Source organism: Marinobacter sp., from assembly GCF_041595835.1.
Taxonomy (GTDB): Bacteria; Pseudomonadota; Gammaproteobacteria; order Pseudomonadales; family Oleiphilaceae; genus Marinobacter.
Map to the genome: position 1 here is coordinate 1 of NZ_JBFHJO010000045.1, position 20,656 is coordinate 20,656.

Below are 20,656 nucleotides of genomic sequence, written 5' to 3' on the forward strand. Positions count from 1 at the left end.
GGGGATCTGGTGGCCAGTACTTATGGAATGGGTGACGACGGACTCCCTGAAGAAGAGGTTGGTGATCAAAACAAAGGCTGGTCAGCGCGGGATGTTTTAGCAACGGCTGTGCCTGATGAGAGAACAATTATTACTTGGGACGGTGCCAAAGGGCAGCCTTTCCGCTGGAACTCGCTTACAGCTACTCAAAAAGCAGACTTGAATACAGACGCGCCTTTGCTGGGTGAGGAAAGGCTGAATTACCTTCGAGGCAAAACAAAAAGTGAGATTGCAGAATCCAATGAGGAGGATGCAAAGCTCTTCAGAGAACGCACCTATCTTCTTGGCTCAATCGTGAACTCTACCCCCAGGTTTATTGGTGCGCCAAGCTCCGGGTGGCCGAATGACATTCCGAACGCGAGTAAATATTCGGAATTCTATAACTCCAATTTAGACCGAACCCCGGTGGTTTATGTGGGGGCTAATGATGGAATGTTGCACGGTTTTCAGGCAACAGATAACGATGATAATGGTGGTAAGGAGGTCATTGCTTATGTGCCATCGTTTGTCTACTCAACAGCCTCTGATCGCGGGCTCCATTATCTGACCGATCCTGAGTACGGTCACCGTTTCTATGTGGACCTGAACCTGGAAGTTGTGGATGTATTTACTAAAGGTCGCAGGAAGAACGGAAGCGTTAACAATAGTGAAGCCTGGCGCACGCTCCTGATCGGTGGTGCAAGAGCTGGTGCTAAGGGTATTTTTGCTCTTGATGTGACCTCTCCTGATTCGTTCAGCGAAGACTCCGCAGCTGCGCATGCTCTTTGGGAGTTTACGCCGGATGACGATAACCGGTTGGGATATCTGGTAGAGCCACCAGAGGTTGCGTTGATGGACTGGGGTAGTGGCCCGCGATGGACAGCTTTTGTTTCCAATGGGTACAACTCGGATAATGGGTCGACAGGCTTTTTCATGTTAGATATTGAAAAGGGCCTTGATGGCTGGGATGTTGGTGATTATCTCTATCACGAGTTTCAGTCCGGTGGTGATGGCTTGTCGCCTCTTACTTTGATTGATACTGATGCCGATTATATTGTTGACCGGGTCTATGGCGGTGACAGGGATGGTAACTTGTGGGTGGCGGATGTCACGGGGGGCTCCCCGAAGACTGCCTATACCGGGCCTTACTTTAAGGCGGATCAGCCAATCACTTCAGCACCGGCCGTCTCGCTCTCGGCTGATACAGGTAAAGATCCGGACCTGATGATTCTGTTTGGAACCGGGCAGTATCTGGAAGAAGGTGATAACGGCACTACGGATTCGCAATATTTCTATGCGGTTCATGAAACGTCAGACGCAGCGCCGGCTGTCACCGTGAACGACCTTGTTGCTATCAATGTCACTGGAACAGGCTCTCAGCGTGAAACAGAGAATACACGAGTAGATTACGAAAAGAATCGTGGCTGGTACACGGAACTCCCGACGTCTGGGGAGCGAATTGTGAATTACCCGATCATCCGAGGTGAATACGTGTATGTGAACACGCTTATCCCCAGCTCTAATCCCTGTATGGGCGGTGGGTATGGCTGGATTATGGGCTTTGAAATTGTGAGAGCAAAAGACACAGTCCCCGTTTATAAAGCCTTCAAGAAACTGGGGCAGAATGGTGTCGGTGTTAAAGTTTCCAGTACGCCGTCGCAGCTATCAACCTGGGGTAACCTGTTGACTTATGGTACGGGAGTAGGCGGTGCAGGCTTTACCGAGCTGGAACCCTTCGATGATGTACTCGGCCGTAGGGGCTGGAGGGAGATTACTGAATGAAGAAATTGATGCAGTCCGGAGTCAGCCGTAATCGCGGCTTTACCCTGATCGAACTTATGATTGTTGTGGCAATCATCGGCATTATTTCTGCGATTGCCTATCCGTCGTATCGTGAAAATGTGATGGCTACGCACAGGGCTAACGCCCAGGCTGACCTTATGGAATTGTCCCAGTGGATGGAGCGTAAGTACTTGCAGCAGAACTATGATTACACGGGAGGGGGTACGCCAACGCTGCCTCAGACTCAGTCGCCGGAAACGGGCACGGCAATGTACAACCTGACTCTGAGCGCCGTTTCAAAAAACGGGTTTACGCTTCAGGCCACCCCGGTGGGTGGGCAGGCAGGCGATCGTTGTAAGACGTTGACTCTTAAACATACGGGCGAGAAGACTGCAACGGGCGGATCGGATTGCTGGTAGTCCTGTTCTGGAGTGTTGAGGTGTAACTCTCAGCACTCCAGCAGTTTGCCGTTCGCTTTGTCTGGGATGCCATCTCCATTGGTGTCTTTGGCAAGGCGGATGGTCCCTCCTTTTCGGATAACAAAATGTGCAGCTTTCGTAGGATCTTTGTCGTCCGGGCACCAGGTTATATTGCCCAGGTCGCTGAGGATCATGCCATCTGGCCGATACTGAAAAAAGCTCCTGCTTAGTGACGCCACTTTCAGGTAGCCTCGTCTTGGCGGCATTTGCACATGAACAATCTGGCGTTCGTCGGTTAGTTTTCGTTTGTTACCTGAGTCACGAAACAGCGTGAGGGGCTTGCTCCAGTCTTTGCCGCAGACATTGTTTGAGGTGAGAGGGCATAGAGTAAGAATTGTGCCGGTCAGTACTGATCGTTCCCTGCCCATGGCCAGGAACCCGAGGAGGTCATTTACGACGGCACGCCGCTGTGAATTGTCGATGAGGTTTTTGGTGGAAGGCGCAGCAATAGTCGCCATAACGACAAGGATGGCCGTGATAACGGCCAGTTCCACGAGGGTAACCCCCCGTTGTGATATACGGGTATTTATCATCCCTGATGCTCCTGCAGGCTTTCATCCTGAAAGCGCTGGTTAAAAATCGATCGAACAGATCCTGGTTAGTCTACAATCGCAGGGATCAGGGGCTAAGGAGTCATTTCCGTAAACCCTGTGGGATATTTCTCACTCCATCCCCAGTTTCTTCAGTCGGTACCGTAATGCCCGAAAACTGATCCCCAGTCTTTTGGCGGCGGCTGTTTTGTTCCACCGGGTAGCTTCGAGAGCCTTATCGATAGCCTGTCGTTCGATGCTCTCAAGGTAGCTCTCCAGATCGATCTCCCCCTCAGGCACCGCGGCAGATGGACCTCCTGCATCACTGTCTGCACTTGGGGCTGAGCCTCCTGGCACTACTCCACCCCCAAGGTGCAAATCATCAGCATCAATTCTGTCTTCATCGCACAGGGTAAAAGCCCGTTCCAGAATATTCTCCAGCTCCCGCACGTTGCCGGGGAAATCGTAGTTTTTCAGGCGCTCTATAGCCGCCGGTGTAAGGGTTGCGGGATCGCATTCGTACTCTCGTGCAATGCGGTTGAGGATGTGGTCGGCGAGAAGGGGGATGTCTTCTACTCGTTTCCGGAGTGCAGGTACCGCCAATTCAATAACGTTGATTCGGTAGAAAAGATCCTGGCGAAAGGCGCCAGCCTGAACCAGTTCGGGCAGATTCTTGTGGGTGGCGCTGAGCACGCGGATATCGACCGGCACCTCTTTGGTGTCTCCTACAGCGCGTATGGCTTTTTCCTGAATGGCGCGTAGCAGTTTTACCTGCATGGCCAGGGGTAGGTCGGCTACTTCATCCAGGAATAACGTGCCGCCGTCGGCACTTCGGAACAAGCCGTCTTTATTTTCCACTGCACCCGAGAAACTGCCTTTCTTGTGACCGAAAAATTCACTTTCCATCAGCTCCGACGGTATAGCTCCGCAGTTAACGGCAATAAAGGGGCCTTCAGCTCGCGGGCCTTGCAGATGAATCATTCTTGCAACCAGCTCTTTACCACTACCGGACTCGCCGCTGATAAATACAGGTGCCTGGCTGCGGGCGAGTTTTCGGGTTTGGTTGCGGAGCTTGCGAAGCTCGGGGGATTCGCCAAGCAATAAGCCTGGTTCGTCGTTTTCGGCCGTTTTCTGACTTTTTGGCTCTGACAATTTCAAGGCACTGTTCACCAGTTCCCGTAATCGCGGCAATTCTACCGGCTTGGATACGAAGTCGAACGCTCCGGCTTTCAGCGATTCAATAGCGGTATCCATGCTGCCATAGGCGGTGATAACGGCCACGGGAGTGGTGGGGCTATATTGCTGAATCCATTGCACTAACTCTATGCCATTGCCGTCAGGAAGGTTCATGTCGGTCAGGCAGAGCTGGGGCTTGTGCTGTTCCAGCAAGGCGCGGGCGCTGGCCAGGTCTGCTGCGGTGTAGGTGGTGATGCCCATACGACTCAGAGTGATTTCCAGAAGGCTCCGGATATCTGGTTCGTCGTCAACAATCAGCGCTGTATGATTGGTCATTGTCTGTTGCCGGTTCCCTGTTCCCTGTTGAATTGCATAGCCCGTTAGCCGGTTTGTAGGTTAGATCATTCGCCCTGGATGAGCGAAAGTAATGCGGAACCGGCACCCTGGCTGATCGTCCTCAACTAGTGATAAATGTGCCTGATTTGCTTCGCAAAGTTCTCGGGCCAGATAAAGCCCAAGCCCTGTTCCGCTTTGGTCGGTGGTGAAGAAGGGCTCAAATACCGAATGGCGATTTTCCGGAGCAATGCCCGGGCCGAAATCCCGAACATCAACACGGGCCCGTTCGCCGTCTGCTGTTGCTCCAACCAGTAATTGTATCTTGTTTTGCCCAGTTTGCTGTTTACTGTACCTCATGCCATTGTCGCATAGGTTGACCATGACTTGCTCAATCTGACTTTTATCAAACCGGGCATGGGGAATGCTGCCCTCGATAATCAGTTCAATAGTGGCTGAGGTGCTTTCATCCTGAGTTTGCTGAAAATCCTTGCGGAATTCTTCCAGCCATTCTTGAACATCCACAAGCTCAGTGTCGGCCACCCTGCGCCTTGACAGGTCCAGTACATTCTCAATGATGCAGTTTACCCGCTTTGAGTGCCTGCGGATGATGTCCAGCATCTGCTGGTCACCTTTATCCAGATGGGGCGATTCTTCCATGAGCTGTGCTGCGTGACTGATGGCCCCTAATGGGTTTCGTATCTCATGGGCAATGCCTGCTGTAAGCCGGCCCAGGGAGGCAAGTTTCATCTGTTGCGCTTGTTGGGTCACTTTGCTCATGTCCTCAATGAACACCAGTATCTGATCACCGCGCTCCTGATCCAGTTGGGTGAAGTTGGCCTGTAATAACGGTGAGGTGGGTGACGCCTGAAAGGGTTCTATACGCAGGCCGGGGTTTTTTAACCAGGTTTCCAGCCCTTCACGCAGAGGTTGTGGAAGAGCCTGTGTCTGGCGTTTTCCGCTGGGTAGGGCGCTTGTTGCGCCAAACAGGATTTCTTCGGCGGCAGCGTTGGCAACTCGTATGTGGCCAAACCGGTCAAGTACCAGAATCCCGGTGCGCATGCGCTGGATAATTTGCTGGTTTATTTGTTCCAGTTCCGCGATGCTTTTGGCCCGACTGGTTGCAAGGGCTTCGCTACGGATAACTCTTTTTGAAATTCCCTGCAGTATGAATGCCGCGGAAAAGTACAAAATCCCCAGTGAGCCGGCCCGCACGATATCGTCGGCGGATTCATTAATGGTTAATACCGCCCAGCCCGAAATGCTGAGTGAGCAGATGGCGGCCAGGGCCGCATAGAAGGTGCCCAAGCGGCTTGGCGTGAGAATGTTGCCGGCAGCAACGGACACGATCACAAGGTTTGCAAGGCCGCTGGTAATGCCTGAACTTGCCAGTAGCAGGCAGTGGATCAGCAGGATGTCGGTCAGGATAGACAGCGTGATGTGGCGTTGGCGTGGCTGAAACCCTGCCACCAGGAGCAGGCCAACAAAGCTGTTAATGGCCAGGTAGGAAATGGCTCCGGCTTGATAATAGTCTGGCCAGCGAAATGTAGTCTCCTCCATGAATGGCCCGATAAACAACAGGCTGACCAATACCGCACTGATAACGAGCCGGTAGTGGTTATAGATTCGAAACAGTCGTGCTTGCTGGTATTTGACGCGAGGCCCGAAGGCAGAATGCGCGGTTACTGTGGAAGTGTCTTCTGCCATAGCGGATGTTATCTGTTGTTGGTCAGGAGAAATCCTCGTCTGTGAGTGGTTATAATAGCCTTTTAACGGTAACAAGTTACAGGAGCCTTTTGCATGCCAGGACCCGGTAAAACACCAGAGGAATCCCCCACCGTAAAAAAATTGCGAGTGGTGATGGCCCAGCTGGATTTTTTGGTTGGGGATATTCCCGGTAATACGGACCTGATTATTCAGGCTGCCCGTGATGCCTGGCAAAAACATCAGGCTGATATTGTGGTCTTCCCTGAACTTTGCCTGACAGGATACCCCCCGGAAGATTTGTTACTGAGGCCCAGTTTGGATATTCGAGTGGCTGAGGCTCTGGAGCGCTTGGTGCAGGAACGGCTTAAGCCGGCCCTCGTGATTGGTGCTCCCGTGCGTTCGGGGGGATTGCTATTTAACGCCGGTATTGTGATAGAAGACGGAGAACTGCGAGCCCGGTACTTCAAGCGCTGCCCACCGAATTACCAGGTGTTTGACGAGAAGCGGTATTTTGCAGCTGGCCAGGAAGCTCTGGTGCTGTCCATTAAGGGCGTGCCGGTCGGTATCACCGTCTGTGAGGATATCTGGAGCGACGGTCCTCTGGAAGACGCGGCTGCGGCTGGCGCCAGACTGATTTTGAATCTGAATGCGTCCCCCTTCGATATCGATAAGCAGGCGCGGCGCAAAGCACTGCTGGAGCGCAAATCCAGCAGCAATAACGTCAGCGTTGTGTATACGAATCTTGTCGGGGGCCAAGACGAGCTGGTGTTCGACGGTGGCTCGATGGTATTCGATCATTCTGGGGCGCTGGCTGTAGAAGCTCCCCAGTTTGCTGCAGGTCTTTTCCCGGTGGAGTTCTTGTGTGAGCACCACTGTCAGCCGGTTTCGCAACCGCTTTTCGAAGAGCCGTCGCTGGAAACCAAGGTGTATAAAGCGCTTGTGACCGGGGTGCGGGATTACGTCAATAAGAATGGCTTCAAATCTGTAGTGCTGGGGTTATCCGGCGGGATCGATTCTGCAGTTTCCCTGGCAATAGCCGTTGATGCGCTTGGCAAGGACCGGGTAAGGGCGGTCATGATGCCGTTCCGATACACATCTGATGCCAGTCTGGAAGATGCTGAAGCTCAGGCTGTTGCGATGGGTGTTCAGTATGACGTGTACTCTATCGAGCCGCTGTATGATGCTTTTATGGACACTCTGAAAGAGCCATTTGAGGGAACCCGGCCAGACACCACCGAAGAAAATCTGCAGGCCCGCCTGCGCGGGGTGTTGTTAATGTCGTTGTCCAATAAATTTGGTTCGTTAGTGCTGACGACCGGTAACAAGAGCGAGCTGGCAGTAGGTTATTCCACCCTTTACGGGGATATGGCAGGCGGATTTGATGCCCTGAAGGATGTCCCGAAAACGTTGGTATTCCGCTTGGCCCGTTATCGAAACACCATCTCACCAGCGATCCCTGAGCGAGTGATTACCCGCCCACCGTCTGCCGAACTGGCACCGGACCAAAAAGATGAGGACAGTCTGCCGGGATATGATGTTCTGGACCAGATTCTCAACCTCTACGTGGAGCGGGATTACAGCGCAGAGGCCATTGTGGCAGAAGGCTTTGAGCGAGCGGATGTAGAGCGGGTAATACGTTTAGTGGATATTAATGAATATAAGCGCCGGCAAGCGCCGGTTGGTGTGCGTATTACCGAGCGGGGATTTGGTAAAGACCGTCGGTATCCAATTACCAACGGTTGGAAAATAGGTAAGTAAGGCTTTCGCCTTACTCGTCGCCCATCAGGCCGAAGGTGATCACGTTGCTGAGTGAACGGCTTTGCTGTTTTCGCTGAACAGGCTTGAATTCACCATTTTCGTCAAAGGCTTCACTGTCGGGGAAGTTCTTGCGCAGAGTAGCAACGGCGTCGCTGGCACCTTTTTTCAGATCCATGAACAGAAAGGTGTCTGCGAGGATGATGAGTGCGTCTTCAACCGCAGGTGATGATGGGTAGTTCTCTACCACGTAGCGTGCTCGGTTGTTGGCAGCGACATAGGCTCCGCGCTTTATATAGTAGCGGGCAGCATGTACCTCCAGAGCGGCCATGCGGTTACGAATGGAAATCATGCGCTGGCGGGCATCGGGGGCGTACTGGCTGTCGGGGAAACGGTTCAGTAGCTGTGAGAAATCGCGGAATGCTTGCAGTTGTTCACCCGGGTTACGGGCAGCCACGTCAATAGGGAAGTATCGGGCTGCAAGGCCAAGGTCAAGATTGTAGGAAGCCAAACCTCGCATATACATGGCGTAATCGAGAAGCTCGCTCTGTGGATTCAGGCGTATGAAACGATCGGCTGCGGCCCGTGAACCTTCCAGGTCAAGATTCTGATAGCGAGCGTAGATCAGGTCCAGCTGGGCCTGTTCCGCGTACCGGCCAAATGGGTAATAGGTTTCCAGCGCGTCCAGATTTTCTTCGGCTTCATTGAAATTGCCGGCGTTCATAGCCTTACGGGCATTCTCGTAGTAGGTTTGTTCTGGCAAGACTTCCACGTCTTTATTTGAGGCGCAGCCGGCAGCCAGCGCTATGATGGTGGAAAGTACAAGTAATCGGACAACTGATCTCATGCCGGAATCCCGTATAATGGTCAGACTTATGGTTGGATTGGCCATTGTAACGGGGAAGTCTGCCTATGTGCAGTGTTAACAGAACCTTCCCTGGTTAATCTGACTGAAACGTAACATCGGTAATACGCCGGTGCCCTCTAATTTGAAAGCATATTGGCGAAGCGAGGCTTGATGTCTTCCGATAACAGAATCACCGGCCAGTTCAAAATTCCACCAGAACTGAGCGATAAACGCCTCGACCAGGCGGCGGCCGAGTTGATGCCTGAGCATTCCCGTTCCCGTTTACAGTCGTGGATCAAAAGTGGCGCGATGACCGTCAATGGTAAACATCGCAAGCCTAGAGATAAGGTGATGCTGAACGATCTGCTTGAGCTGGATGCCGAACCTGAGGCCAGGGTGACTTGGGAGGCTGAACCTATAACGCTGGATATCGTGTATGAGGACGAGCATTTGCTGGTCATCAACAAGCCTGCGGGGTTGGTTGTACACCCGGCTGCAGGCCATGCGGATGGAACATTGGTCAACGCGTTGCTGAATTACGCGCCCGAGGTAGAGAACCTGCCTCGGGCTGGCATTGTGCATCGCCTGGATAAAGATACGTCCGGAATCATGGTTGTTGCCCGCAGTCTGATAGCGCATACATCGCTGGTGAATCAGTTGCAAACTCGAACCATGGGGCGTGAATACGAAGCTGTTGTGGTGGGGTCACTGACCGGAGGCGCAACAGTGGATGCACCTATTGGCCGCCATCCACAAGATCGCAAGCGCATGGCGGTCGTGTCTTCGGGCAAACCGGCCGTGACCCATTATCGTTTGATTGAGCGCTTTGCTGCCCATACCCATGTACGTTGTAAACTGGAAAGTGGCCGCACTCATCAAATTCGCGTGCACATGACGCATGTTCGCCACCCGTTGGTTGGCGACCCGGTTTATGGTGGCCGCCTGCGCTTGCCTAAAGGCACAACAGAAGAGCTGCGGGAAGTGCTGGCGGCGTTCACACGGCAGGCTTTGCATGCTCGTCAGCTAACACTGGATCATCCTGAAACCGGTGAAACGCTGAGCTGGGATGTGCCTTTGCCTGAGGACATGGTTCATCTCATTGAAGCGCTGCGCAAGCACGCCCGGGAACTGGACGAAAATGATTTCTGAGAGCCTGGTTCTGCGGCCCGAATGGCGTGCACCTGACAAGGTGAAGGCGCTCAGTACGACCCGTAAGGGGGGCGTTAGTCGGCCGCCCTGGGAGTCGCTGAATTTGGGGGGGCATGTTGGCGACAACCCGAAGCATGTTGAACAAAATCGTCAGCTTTTGGCCCGGTTTATCGGTTTGGGGGCCAATAAGATTGGTTGGCTTAATCAGGTGCATGGCACTCGTGTTGCGGAGATGACTTCGGAAACTCTGAATAGCTGCCCTGATGCAGATGCCAGTTTTACTCGCCAAAAAGGTATCGTGTGCGCAATTCTTACTGCGGATTGTTTGCCGGTTATCCTGGCTGACCGGAAAGGTGAGGTTGTAGGCGCAGCACATGCTGGCTGGCGAGGCCTGTGTGACGGAGTGCTGGAAAACCTCATTGATGCAATGGCTGTTGATCCGTCTGAGCTTATCGCCTGGTTCGGGCCCTCTATTGGTCCGAAGAGTTTTGAGGTGGGCCCTGAGGTTCGGGCAGCATTTGTGGAACGGCAAGCTGAGTCTGTCAACGCCTTCACTGAGCAGGGCGCCCGCTCCGGGCACTTTGTCGCGAATATCTACCAACTTGCCCGTTTGCGCCTGCGGCGGGCGGGTGTGTCTACCGTATATGGTGGCAGTTTATGCACTGTTATGGATGACGCATGGTTTTATTCTTTTCGGCGAGATGGTCAGACCGGCCGAATGGCAACACTGGTCTGGATTAGCTGATCAGTGTCAATTTTCTGACGATATACGCATCCCCTCACTTGAAGTCCCCCTTCTTGCCCCTACATTAAATATCAAGACAAGGTGAATGCCGACTGCTTCACAGGCCGCAACAAATGTTGCGTTTCAGGTGTCCGTGTTAATTTTTGGGGAAGAGACAGCATGAGAATCGACAAACTTACAAGCAAGCTTCAGAGCGCCTTAGCTGACGCTCAGTCTATTGCGGTTGGTAAAGATCACAACTTTATTGAGCCTGTGCATCTGATGCTGGCCTTGCTTGATCAGCAGGGTGGTTCCGTGAAACCACTATTGAAACAGGTGGGTGTTGAGCCGGGCCGAGTGCGCCAGGCGGTGACCAGTGAGATTGAAAATCTGCCGGAAGTACAGGGCAATGCTGGCGATGTCTCTATGTCTAACGACATGGGACGGTTGTTCAATATTTCAGATAAGTTGGCTCAGAAGCGTGGCGACCAGTTTATATCCAGTGAGTTGATTCTGCTGGCGGCGGTTGAAGACCGTGGCGCATTGGGGCGTATTCTCCGTGAGCATGGTTTGGATAAAGCGGCTTTGGAAAAGGCTATTGATGAGGTGAGGGGTGGTGAAACCGTGAATGATGCAGGCGCAGAAGAAAATCGTCAGGCGCTATCAAAATACACCATTGACCTGACCGAGCAGGCCGCTGCGGGCAAGCTGGACCCGGTAATTGGCCGGGATGATGAGATTCGCCGCACGATTCAGGTGTTGCAGCGTCGCCGCAAAAATAACCCAGTGCTGATTGGTGAGCCTGGTGTTGGTAAAACAGCCATTGTAGAAGGGTTGGCTCAGCGTATTGTGAACGGTGAAGTTCCAGACAGTCTGAAGGACAAAAAAGTACTGTCACTGGATATGGGATCTCTTATTGCCGGTGCAAAGTTCCGTGGTGAGTTTGAAGAGCGCCTGAAGGCCGTTCTGAATGAGTTATCGAAGCAGGAAGGTCAGGTCATCCTGTTTATCGATGAAATTCACACCATGGTTGGTGCCGGCAAAGCTGAAGGTTCGATGGATGCCGGGAACATGCTTAAACCGGCGTTGGCTCGTGGTGAGCTGCATTGCGTAGGCGCCACAACCCTTAACGAATACCGTGAAAACATTGAAAAAGATGCAGCACTGGAACGTCGTTTTCAGAAGGTGCTGGTCAGTGAGCCCAGCGAGGAAGACACGATTGCCATTCTTCGTGGTCTGAAAGAGCGGTACGAGGTTCACCACGGGGTGGAAGTGACGGATGGGGCTATTATTGCTGCGGCAAAACTGTCTCATCGCTACATTACTGATCGCCAGTTGCCTGATAAGGCGATCGATCTGGTTGACGAAGCTGCGAGCCAGATTCGGATGGAGATGGACTCTAAGCCAGAAGCTTTGGATCGCCTCGAACGTCGCCTGATTCAGCTCAAAATTGAGCGAGAGGCGCTAAAGAAAGAGACAGATGCAGCCTCTAAAAAGCGCCTTGAAGAATTGTCTGGTGTGATTGGCGGTGTTGAGCGTGAGTACGCGGATCTGGAAGAAGTCTGGAATGCCGAGAAAGCGGCTTTGCAGGGTTCTCAAAAGATTAAGAGCCAGTTGGAGCAAGCCAGAATTGATTTGGAAAACGCCCGTCGCAGTGGCGACCTGGGTAAAATGTCTGAGTTGCAATATGGCAAGATTCCAGAGCTTGAGCGCCAGTTGGACATGGCCAGTCAGGCCGAAATGATGGAAATGACGTTGCTTCGTAACCGGGTAACGGATGAAGAAATTGCTGAGATAGTCTCTAAATGGACCGGCATCCCTGTATCCAAGATGATGGAAGGGGAGCGTGACAAGTTAATGCGCATGGAAGAGGCGTTACACGCCCGGGTTATTGGTCAGAACGAAGCCGTTGAGGCGGTCTCTAACGCTGTGCGCCGTTCCCGCGCCGGACTCTCTGACCCCAATCGGCCGAATGGGTCGTTCCTGTTCCTGGGGCCGACGGGGGTTGGTAAAACCGAATTGTGTAAAGCTCTGGCGGCGTTCCTGTTCGATACCGAGGATGCCATGGTGCGCATTGATATGTCCGAGTTTATGGAGAAACATTCCGTGGCCCGTTTGATTGGTGCGCCTCCAGGTTATGTTGGTTATGAAGAAGGCGGCTATTTGACGGAAGCTGTTCGTCGCCGTCCATACTCTGTGTTGTTGCTGGATGAGGTAGAGAAAGCGCACCCGGATGTGTTCAATATTCTGCTGCAAGTACTGGACGACGGTCGTCTGACCGATAGTCAGGGCCGAACAGTAGATTTCCGCAACACGGTTGTTGTGATGACCTCAAACCTGGGTTCTCACATCATTCAGGAAAAAGCGGGTGAGGATAACTACGAGGACATGAAGGCGGCCGTTATGGAAGTTGTCGGCACGCATTTCCGGCCTGAATTTATCAACCGGGTGGATGAGGTGGTTGTATTCCATCCGTTGGCGGAGACTCAGATTCAGGGTATCGCAAGTATTCAGATTGAAAATCTGGCGAAGCGCTTGAAAGAACAGGATATGAAGCTTGAGGTTGGCGAAGAAGCGCTGCAGTTGCTGGCGGAAGTGGGCTATGACCCGGTTTATGGTGCTCGCCCCCTGAAACGGGCTATTCAGCGCTTGATCGAAAACCCGCTGGCGCAAATGCTTCTGCAGGGCGCGTTTGTGCCGGGTGACACGGTTCGTGCGACGGTGGAAGATAATAAGTTGACGTTTACTAAAGGCTAAGTGCCTGCCGGTAGATACGATAAAGCCAGGAGGTGGGGATCTCCTGGCTTTTTTATGCCTCGTAGCTAAGTCAGGCCTTAGCGCTGGACGTCAGTATCCTGAGACGGCGCGCAGTTTTCTGCGGCTATGTCTTCGAATTTTTGGCGTTGTTCTTCCACTTCTTCCGGCGTCAGGTAGCGCATTTCACCGTTTTCTTCGACACGAATCCGGGCATTACTGCGGATGACCTTCAGGTTTTCTCTGGCCACTTCGCAATTAGCCTCACGCTGCTTCCGGTTGGCCTCTTCCGCAGCCGTTTCATTTTTCCGCTTGGTTGCGGCCTGTCGTTTTTCTTCCAGTTCGTTTAGCCGTTCTTGCGGGCTTGCCCTGTCGGATGCTGTGTTATGGCTGGTGCCGGCGCGGACATTGACCTGCTCGGCATTTTTACCGGTAGGTTGCCTGTCACCAAAGTGAGTCACACCGCTTTCGTCGGTCCACTTATATACTGAACTACCAACGGCCAGGCCCGGAGTTGCAGCCATCAAAATAGAAAACATCAGTATTTTTCGGTTCATGTCTCTGCCTGTTGTTCGTTTACTGCCTGAAGGAATTCTGCCATCTGAACGATGATTTTTCTTCCGCCTGGTTCAAAACTCTAACATTGTTATTTGCGCAGTATGGCAGAGAAGAACGGAAAATGGTGCCATTTAAGCCGCAACGACTATTGACAGTGAGCTTACGGCTGTCAGAATTACCGATTGCCTGAAGACTGGGGTCAATACGGCAGGCAATCCCGGGCAAGTATCCCCCGTTAATCACCACACCGAGTGCGCCAATCGTTGGCGGGCGTTGGTTGTTGCTTACGTTGCAACCCGTTGTTGGCCGTTCTCCGCAACCCTCAGGAGTGCGGCTGGCCAGGAGACAACCTCTAAAGAACTGGTGTGGATGAGTACGTCGGTGCCGCTTTCACAAGAAGCAGGTAATCCGAGAGTCCAGGCAACCGGGATGTAACCCGGCTCATTCAAATGTAGAAGAGGGTAGAAAACGTGGAGTTATTATCTGGTGCCGATATGCTGATCCGGTCCCTTCAAGACGAAGGTATCGAGTACATATACGGCTATCCGGGTGGCGCAGCCCTGCATATATACGATGCGCTGTTCAGGCAGGATAAAGTTAAACACATTCTGGTACGGCATGAGCAAGCGGCGGTCCATATGGCCGACGGCTATGCCCGCGCAACAGGAAAACCAGGTACCGTGCTGGTAACCTCCGGTCCTGGAGCCACCAACACAATTACCGGCATTGCCACTGCCTTTATGGATTCCATCCCCATGGTGGTTTTATGTGGCCAGGTTGCATCCACCCTGATAGGTGAAGATGCCTTCCAGGAAACCGACATGATTGGTGTTTCCCGCCCGGTGGTAAAACACAACCTTAGCGTGCGTCACCCAGAGGAAATTCCTGAAGTGATCCGTAAGGCATACTACATTGCAGCGACAGGCCGCCCTGGCCCAGTTGTGGTTGATATCCCTAAAGATATGACTGCACCGAACGAGCGCTTTGAGTATTCCTATCCGAAAAAGGTCAAGCTTCGCTCCTACAATCCCGCCGTTCGTGGTCATGCTGGCCAGATCAAGAAAGCTGTTGACATGTTGATGGCTGCCAAACGTCCAGTTATCTATGCTGGCGGTGGTGTTATTCTGGGCAAGGCTTCGGGCTTGCTGACGGAGTTGACCCGCACTCTTGGTTTTCCGATTACCAACACGTTGATGGGTATAGGTTGTTATCCGGCGACCGACAAACAGCACCTGGGTTGGTTGGGGATGCATGGCACTTACGAAGCCAATATGGCTATGCACCATTCGGATCTGATTCTCTGTGTCGGTGCCCGTTTTGATGACCGGGTAACCAACGCCACCGAGAAGTTCTGTCCGGGAGCTCGGATAATTCATGTCGATATCGATCCGGCGTCGATTTCCAAGACCATTGATGTAGATGTGCCCATTGTTGGTCCTGTGGATGCGGTTCTGAAAGAGATGCTGTCCTTGGTGAAAGAGTCCAAAGAGAAGCCGGATGCTGAGGCCCTGGCATCATGGTGGAAGCAGGTCGAAGAGTGGCGAGCATTCCACGGCATGCGTTATGAGACAAGTCCGGACGTTATTAAGCCGCAAGAAGTGGTTGAGATGCTCTGGAAACTCACCAATGGTGATGCGTACGTAACCTCCGACGTGGGGCAGCATCAGATGTTTGCGGCTCAGTACTACAAGTTCGATAAGCCGAATCGTTGGATCAACTCCGGGGGGCTTGGCACCATGGGGTTTGGTTTGCCTGCGGCGATGGGGGTTAAGCTGACTCATCCGGACGAAGAAGTGCTTTGTTTTACCGGTGAAGGCAGTATCCAGATGAATATTCAGGAATTGTCTACGTGCAAGCAATACGAATTGCCGGTGAAGATTATCAACCTGAACAACCAGGCGTTGGGTATGGTCAAGCAGTGGCAGGACATGAATTATGAGTCCCGTCATTCGCAGTCTTATATGGAGTCCCTGCCAGACTTTATCAAGCTGGCTGAGGCATATGGCCATGTTGGCGTGCGTATTGATCGTAAAGAAGACCTCGAGCCCAAACTCCGGGAAGTTCTGGCGATGAAAGACAAACTGGTGTTTGTGGATATTTATGTTGACCGCTTTGAGCATGTGTACCCGATGCAGGTTGCCCGTGGATCGATGAAAGATATGTGGCTCAGCAAAACGGAGAGGGTGTGATCATGCGTCGAATCATTTCTGTTTTGCTGGAAAACGAACCGGGCGCTTTATCCCGGGTAGTTGGACTGTTCTCGCAACGTAATTACAACATCGAGACTTTGACAGTAGCGCCTACTGAAGATCCCACTTTGTCGCGCTTGACGGTAACCACCTCCGGCTCGGACAAGGTGATCGAGCAGATTACCAAGCAGCTGAATAAGTTGATCGAAGTGGTCAAACTTGTCGATCTGACGGAAGGTCCGCACATTGAGCGTGAGCTTATGCTGGTAAAGCTGAAGGCGACAGGTTCTCAGCGCGCTGAAATCAAACGCACGGTCGATATCTTCCGGGGTCAGATCGTGGATGTGACCAGCTCTGTTTATACCGTCCAGTTGGCGGGCGATAGCAGTAAGCTTGATGGGTTCATTCAGGCTATTGGTACATCGGGGATACTCGAGGTGGTGCGTACCGGGGTGTCTGGTATCGCGCGAGGCGAAAAGGTACTCAGTCTCTGAAGGCTGTCTGAAAAATTCGAAGATCATGGCCTTTAATTGGCCATCACTTATAAAAGTAGAGGTTTATAATGCAGGTTTATTACGATAAGGATTGCGATCTTTCCATCATCCAAGGCAAAAAAGTTGCCATTCTTGGATTTGGTTCTCAGGGCCACGCACATGCGTGCAACCTGAAAGATTCTGGTGTCGACGTGGTTGTTGGTCTGCGTGCGGGCTCTACTTCAATCGCTAAGGCTGAAGCTTACGGCCTGAAAACTAGCGATGTCGCTTCTGCTGTTGCATCTGCAGACGTTGTAATGGTGCTGACTCCGGATGAATTTCAGTCACAGCTGTACCGTGATGAAATTGAACCGAACCTGAAACAGGGCGCTACGCTGGCCTTTGCTCACGGCTTCGCTGTTCACTATAACCAGATCGTTCCTCGTAAAGATCTGGACGTTATCATGATTGCTCCGAAGGCTCCGGGCCATACGGTTCGATCTGAGTTCACCAAAGGTGGTGGTATTCCTGATCTGATCGCGATCTTCCAGGATGCTTCTGGCAATGCCAAGAATGTAGCTTTGTCATACGCCAGCGGCATTGGCGGCGGGCGCACCGGTATCATCGAAACAACCTTTAAAGATGAGACTGAAACAGATCTGTTTGGCGAGCAAGCCGTTCTGTGTGGTGGTGCGGTTGAGTTGGTTAAAGCTGGTTTCGAAACCTTGACCGAAGCGGGCTACGCTCCGGAAATGGCTTACTTTGAGTGTCTGCACGAACTGAAACTGATTGTTGATTTGATGTACGAAGGTGGCATCGCCAACATGAACTACTCCATTTCCAACAATGCTGAGTACGGTGAGTACGTAACCGGTCCGGAAGTGATCAATGAGCAGTCCCGTGAAGCCATGCGTAATGCTCTGAAGCGTATCCAGAGTGGCGAGTACGCCAAGATGTTCATCTCGGAAGGCGCTCTGAACTACCCATCCATGACTGCTCGTCGTCGCCAGAATGCGGCCCACGAGATTGAGACCGTAGGTGAGAAACTGCGCTCTATGATGCCATGGATTACTGCGAATAAAATCGTGGACAAAGAAAAGAACTGATCCGGATTTTCCGATACGGTATGAAAGCGCGGCCCTAGTGGCCGCGTTTTTCGTATATACTCCGCACAAACGCTTTCCGGAGTTGAAGGAATGACAAAAGAAAATAAACCGTTAGAAAACGCTGCCCCCAGAAATGCCGCTGAGCCGGAGATTGAGGCGGGTGAAGTCGTAGAGGAGGAGCTGGTTGAGGGCGCAAAAGTGCGGAGGAAGGGTATCTTCCTGTTGCCTAATGCACTAACGACCGCGTCCCTGTTTTCTGGATTTTACGCGATTGTCTCGGCGTCTAACGGCGTTTTCGACAACGCGGCTATAGCCATTTTTGTATCTATGATTCTGGATGGTCTGGATGGGCGTGTTGCGCGTATGACCAATACCCAAAGTAAATTTGGCGAGGAATACGATAGCCTGGCGGATATGGTGGCTTTTGGTGTGGCGCCCGGTTTAGTTGCGTTCTTCTGGTTGTTGAACGGTATGGATAAGTTGGGTTGGGCGGTTACGTTCATCTATGTCGCGGGTGCCGCCCTTCGTCTTGCGCGCTTCAATACGCAGATAGGCTCGGTCGATAAGAAGTACTTCGTCGGACTGGCGAGTCCGGCAGCAGCGGGGTGCGTTGCCGGCCTGGTGTGGTGCTTCAATACCTACGAGCCGGCGGCATGGCTCACAGTGCTCGCTATGGTGGTGGTCGGCGGAACTGGTGTGTTGATGGTTAGCAATATTTTGTACCGTAGCTTCAAAGACCTGGATTTACGGGGCAGAGTGCCTTTTGCTGCCATTTTGCTGGTTGTGCTGATCTTTGTCGTGATTGCTCTTGATCCTGCTACAGTATTGTTCTCAGCATTTCTTATTTATGCGGCTTCTGGCCCTGTGCGAGCCCTGTTTCGTGGCAAGGGTAAGCGCGTCTGACGCCTGATAATTCCCGCTCAAGTTGCATTGCGCGGGAATTTCTCCAGAAATGTCCGGTCAATATAAACAACCGCAAACTCTGGAGTCTTTCCATGATCATCAAGCAGCGCCCGTCTTGGGCAATTTCTGAATCGGAAGTCACGCCAGAATCCATTTACCTGAACCGCCGGAAATTTATGTCAGGCCTTGCCGTGACGGCTGCAGCTATGGCTATTCCCGGGCTTACTCAGGCTGCAGAAAACCAGGGCAAACCAGCACTGAATTATCGAAAGGTTGTTGATTACTCTACTGACGAAACGGCTACACCCTATAGCGATATCACGCGTTACAACAATTTTTATGAGTTTGGCCCAAGTAAAGAAGATCCTGCGCGTCACGCTGGCCAGATGGTGGTTGATCCTTGGTCTGTGGAGGTTGAAGGTGAATGCGCCCGCCCTGGGCGCTATGCGCTGGAAGATCTTCTGAAACCACACAGCTATCAGGAGCGAATTTACCGGTTGCGCTGTGTTGAGGCCTGGTCAATGGTGATTCCATGGGTGGGGGTTCCTCTTGCTGACATTCTGAAGCAGCTAGAGCCTACTTCAAAAGCAAAATATGTTTATTTCGAAACCCTCCAGAATCCGGAGCAAATGCCCGGTCAGCGGTCTCTTTTCAGTACGATTGATTGGCCGTATCGCGAAGGGTTACGCATGGATGAAGCCATGAATGAATTGTCTTTCCTTGCCGTCGGGCTCTATGGAAAGGAATTGCTTAATCAGAATGGTGCGCCGATTCGGTTGGTGGTTCCCTGGAAATATGGGTTCAAGAGTATTAAGTCCATTGTCAAAATCCGGTTTATGAAAGAGCGGCCTATGACGAGTTGGGAAATGATTGCGCCCGATGAATATGGCTTTTATGCCAATGTGAACCCTGAAGTAGATCATCCTCGCTGGAGCCAAAGTAGGGAACGAAGACTGCCGTCGGGTGTGTTTCGGCCAAACTGGATAGAGACAACAAAATTTAATGGCTACGGAGAGCAAGTTGCGGGCTTGTACAAAGGAATGGATCTGGCGACGTTTTACTGATGCTGAATAAGCCGGGGCGGATGGCTTCAGTGGCACTGCTGAAAGTTGGCGTGTTTAGTGCGTCTTTGATACCGCTTGGAGTATTGGTTCAGCGCATTACGGCAAATGACCTGGGGCCTGATCCCGGGCAGGTAATTACAGAAAGTCTGGGTATCGCCGCATTTCAGTTATTGTTGGCAACATTGACGATTACGCCGTTGCGAAAGCTTACTGGTTGGAATGGGTGGATGCGCTGTAGAAGAATGCTGGGGTTGTTTGCGTTTTTCTATGCGGTGCTGCATGTTCTGGCATTTTTACAGCTCATTCTTGGTTGGGGGGATTTGTGGTCCACCTTCACCAAGCGTCCTTATATTGTGGTAGGTGCTGCCGCAATCTTATTGATGATTCCGCTCACCGTTACTTCAACCAAGAAAATGATGAAGCGCGTCGGTCGATGGTGGAAACCAGTACATCGATTGATTTACGTGTCTGCAGTGTTGGTATGGGTGCATTTTCTCTGGCAGGCAAGAAGTGATGTCACGGAAATGGCTGTTTATGGGGCCTTTTTGTTAATTCTGCTTTCTTTGAGAGCCTATTGGTTTGGCGTCGTGTCACTAGTACCACTGAGAAAAACGTAAAATCGATTAAATGGCGAACTTTTTGGTGATAAGTTGATCGATCGAATAGGTGTAAACCGAAGTTCCTGGGTTTTTGTTGAGGAAGCTGTTGACTCCTCAGCTGGTGTCTGTAGAATGCGCATCTCGCTTGAGGGGCTGGCCACTGGAATTGGTCAGATCTGATGCGATAACTGCTTGAAAGGATTGAAGAAAATGTTTCAAAGATTCTTCAGAAAGCGGTTGACAAGGTAGCGATTCGGTGTAGAATGCGCACCTCGATTTAGCAGTAAGCCGATGAGTTTTTTGGTTGTTTTCGGAGTCGGAAGCGGCGAAAAATAAACGGTTGACAAGGCGGCGAAACGAAGTAGAATGCGCCACCTTGATTGAGCAACGAGACGCTCAAACGCTCTTTAAAAAGTTGACCAAGTAATTCGTGTGGGCGCTGGCCGAGGTATTTCAGATACGAAATATCAGGACAGTGACTCGTCGAAAATTGAGTTTTGTCTTGAGCAA

At 52.0% G+C, this 20,656-nt stretch carries 18 protein-coding genes; 12 read left to right on the forward strand and 6 right to left on the reverse strand.

All coding sequences use genetic code 11. From position 1 onward, the window contains the following. Together ABYA77_RS12395 and ABYA77_RS12400 are read left to right on the forward strand one after the other, a co-directional pair. Window positions 1-1,800 (forward strand): pilus assembly protein (locus ABYA77_RS12395; protein ID WP_372966286.1); only part of this gene is annotated, 1,800 nt, incomplete at its 5' end. Continuing rightward, entirely contained in the window at window positions 1,797-2,219 is a 423-nt protein-coding gene (locus ABYA77_RS12400) for a type IV pilin protein (protein WP_372966287.1), read from the forward strand. The genes ABYA77_RS12395 and ABYA77_RS12400, both read left to right, overlap by 4 nt. A gap of 29 nt (window positions 2,220-2,248) precedes the next feature. Here ABYA77_RS12400 and ABYA77_RS12405 read toward each other — a convergent pair whose 3' ends face one another. From ABYA77_RS12405 to ABYA77_RS12415, 3 genes are all read right to left on the reverse strand, one after another. After that, window positions 2,249-2,812 carry a GspH/FimT family pseudopilin gene (locus tag ABYA77_RS12405; RefSeq protein WP_372966288.1) on the reverse strand — a complete coding sequence of 188 codons (564 nt, stop codon included), beginning with the start codon at window positions 2,810-2,812 and terminating at the stop codon, window positions 2,249-2,251. Between the two features lie 129 nt (window positions 2,813-2,941). Further along, on the reverse strand, window positions 2,942-4,321 hold the full coding sequence (locus tag ABYA77_RS12410) for a sigma-54-dependent transcriptional regulator (RefSeq protein ID WP_372966289.1): 1,380 nt from the start codon (window positions 4,319-4,321) through the stop codon (window positions 2,942-2,944). A 60-nt stretch (window positions 4,322-4,381) separates the two neighbouring features. After that, a complete protein-coding gene (locus ABYA77_RS12415; protein ID WP_372966290.1) occupies window positions 4,382-6,025 on the reverse strand; it encodes a PAS domain-containing sensor histidine kinase in 1,644 nt (547 codons plus the stop codon). Between the two features lie 93 nt (window positions 6,026-6,118). Between ABYA77_RS12415 and ABYA77_RS12420 the strand changes: the two genes are divergently transcribed. Continuing rightward, window positions 6,119-7,783 (forward strand): NAD+ synthase, encoded by a 1,665-nt coding sequence (locus ABYA77_RS12420; protein WP_372966291.1) that lies wholly within the window; start codon window positions 6,119-6,121, stop codon window positions 7,781-7,783. Window positions 7,784-7,793: 10 nt separating this feature from the next. Here ABYA77_RS12420 and ABYA77_RS12425 read toward each other — a convergent pair whose 3' ends face one another. Next, complete coding sequence (locus ABYA77_RS12425) at window positions 7,794-8,627, reverse strand: outer membrane protein assembly factor BamD (protein WP_372966292.1); 834 nt, start codon at window positions 8,625-8,627, stop codon at window positions 7,794-7,796. A 171-nt stretch (window positions 8,628-8,798) separates the two neighbouring features. Between ABYA77_RS12425 and rluD the strand changes: the two genes are divergently transcribed. The 3 genes from rluD to clpB all read left to right on the forward strand — a co-directional run bounded on the left by rluD (window position 8,799) and on the right by clpB (window position 13,257). Further along, on the forward strand, window positions 8,799-9,776 hold the full coding sequence (rluD, locus tag ABYA77_RS12430) for a 23S rRNA pseudouridine(1911/1915/1917) synthase RluD (protein WP_372966293.1): 978 nt from the start codon (window positions 8,799-8,801) through the stop codon (window positions 9,774-9,776). Beyond that, window positions 9,766-10,521 (forward strand): peptidoglycan editing factor PgeF, encoded by a 756-nt coding sequence (gene pgeF / locus ABYA77_RS12435; protein ID WP_372966294.1) that lies wholly within the window; start codon window positions 9,766-9,768, stop codon window positions 10,519-10,521. Before rluD ends, pgeF begins: the two co-directional genes overlap by 11 nt. Before the next feature lie 159 nt (window positions 10,522-10,680). Next, window positions 10,681-13,257 (forward strand): ATP-dependent chaperone ClpB, encoded by a 2,577-nt coding sequence (clpB, locus tag ABYA77_RS12440; protein WP_372966295.1) that lies wholly within the window; start codon window positions 10,681-10,683, stop codon window positions 13,255-13,257. Between the two features lie 77 nt (window positions 13,258-13,334). Here the strand turns inward: clpB and ABYA77_RS12445 are convergent, their stop codons facing one another. Beyond that, entirely contained in the window at window positions 13,335-13,811 is a 477-nt protein-coding gene (locus tag ABYA77_RS12445; RefSeq protein ID WP_372966296.1) for a DUF4124 domain-containing protein, read from the reverse strand. Window positions 13,812-14,282: 471 nt separating this feature from the next. Between ABYA77_RS12445 and ABYA77_RS12450 the strand changes: the two genes are divergently transcribed. The 6 genes from ABYA77_RS12450 to ABYA77_RS12475 all read left to right on the forward strand — a co-directional run bounded on the left by ABYA77_RS12450 (window position 14,283) and on the right by ABYA77_RS12475 (window position 20,164). Continuing rightward, on the forward strand, window positions 14,283-16,001 hold the full coding sequence (locus ABYA77_RS12450; protein ID WP_372966297.1) for an acetolactate synthase 3 large subunit: 1,719 nt from the start codon (window positions 14,283-14,285) through the stop codon (window positions 15,999-16,001). A gap of 2 nt (window positions 16,002-16,003) precedes the next feature. Then, on the forward strand, window positions 16,004-16,495 hold the full coding sequence (ilvN, locus tag ABYA77_RS12455) for an acetolactate synthase small subunit (RefSeq protein ID WP_372966298.1): 492 nt from the start codon (window positions 16,004-16,006) through the stop codon (window positions 16,493-16,495). Window positions 16,496-16,563: 68 nt separating this feature from the next. Continuing rightward, window positions 16,564-17,580 carry a ketol-acid reductoisomerase gene (gene ilvC, locus ABYA77_RS12460; protein WP_372966299.1) on the forward strand — a complete coding sequence of 339 codons (1,017 nt, stop codon included), beginning with the start codon at window positions 16,564-16,566 and terminating at the stop codon, window positions 17,578-17,580. Between the two features lie 90 nt (window positions 17,581-17,670). Next, entirely contained in the window at window positions 17,671-18,483 is an 813-nt protein-coding gene (gene pssA / locus ABYA77_RS12465) for a CDP-diacylglycerol--serine O-phosphatidyltransferase (RefSeq protein WP_372966300.1), read from the forward strand. Between the two features lie 92 nt (window positions 18,484-18,575). Beyond that, window positions 18,576-19,547: a protein-methionine-sulfoxide reductase catalytic subunit MsrP gene (msrP, locus tag ABYA77_RS12470; protein WP_372966301.1), complete on the forward strand. Its 972-nt coding sequence runs from the start codon at window positions 18,576-18,578 to the stop codon at window positions 19,545-19,547. A gap of 20 nt (window positions 19,548-19,567) precedes the next feature. After that, complete coding sequence (locus ABYA77_RS12475) at window positions 19,568-20,164, forward strand: sulfite oxidase heme-binding subunit YedZ (RefSeq protein WP_372966303.1); 597 nt, start codon at window positions 19,568-19,570, stop codon at window positions 20,162-20,164. Between the two features lie 259 nt (window positions 20,165-20,423). Here ABYA77_RS12475 and ABYA77_RS12480 read toward each other — a convergent pair. Then, window positions 20,424-20,656: hypothetical protein (locus ABYA77_RS12480; RefSeq protein ID WP_372966302.1), on the reverse strand; the 233-nt coding region annotated here is incomplete at its 5' end.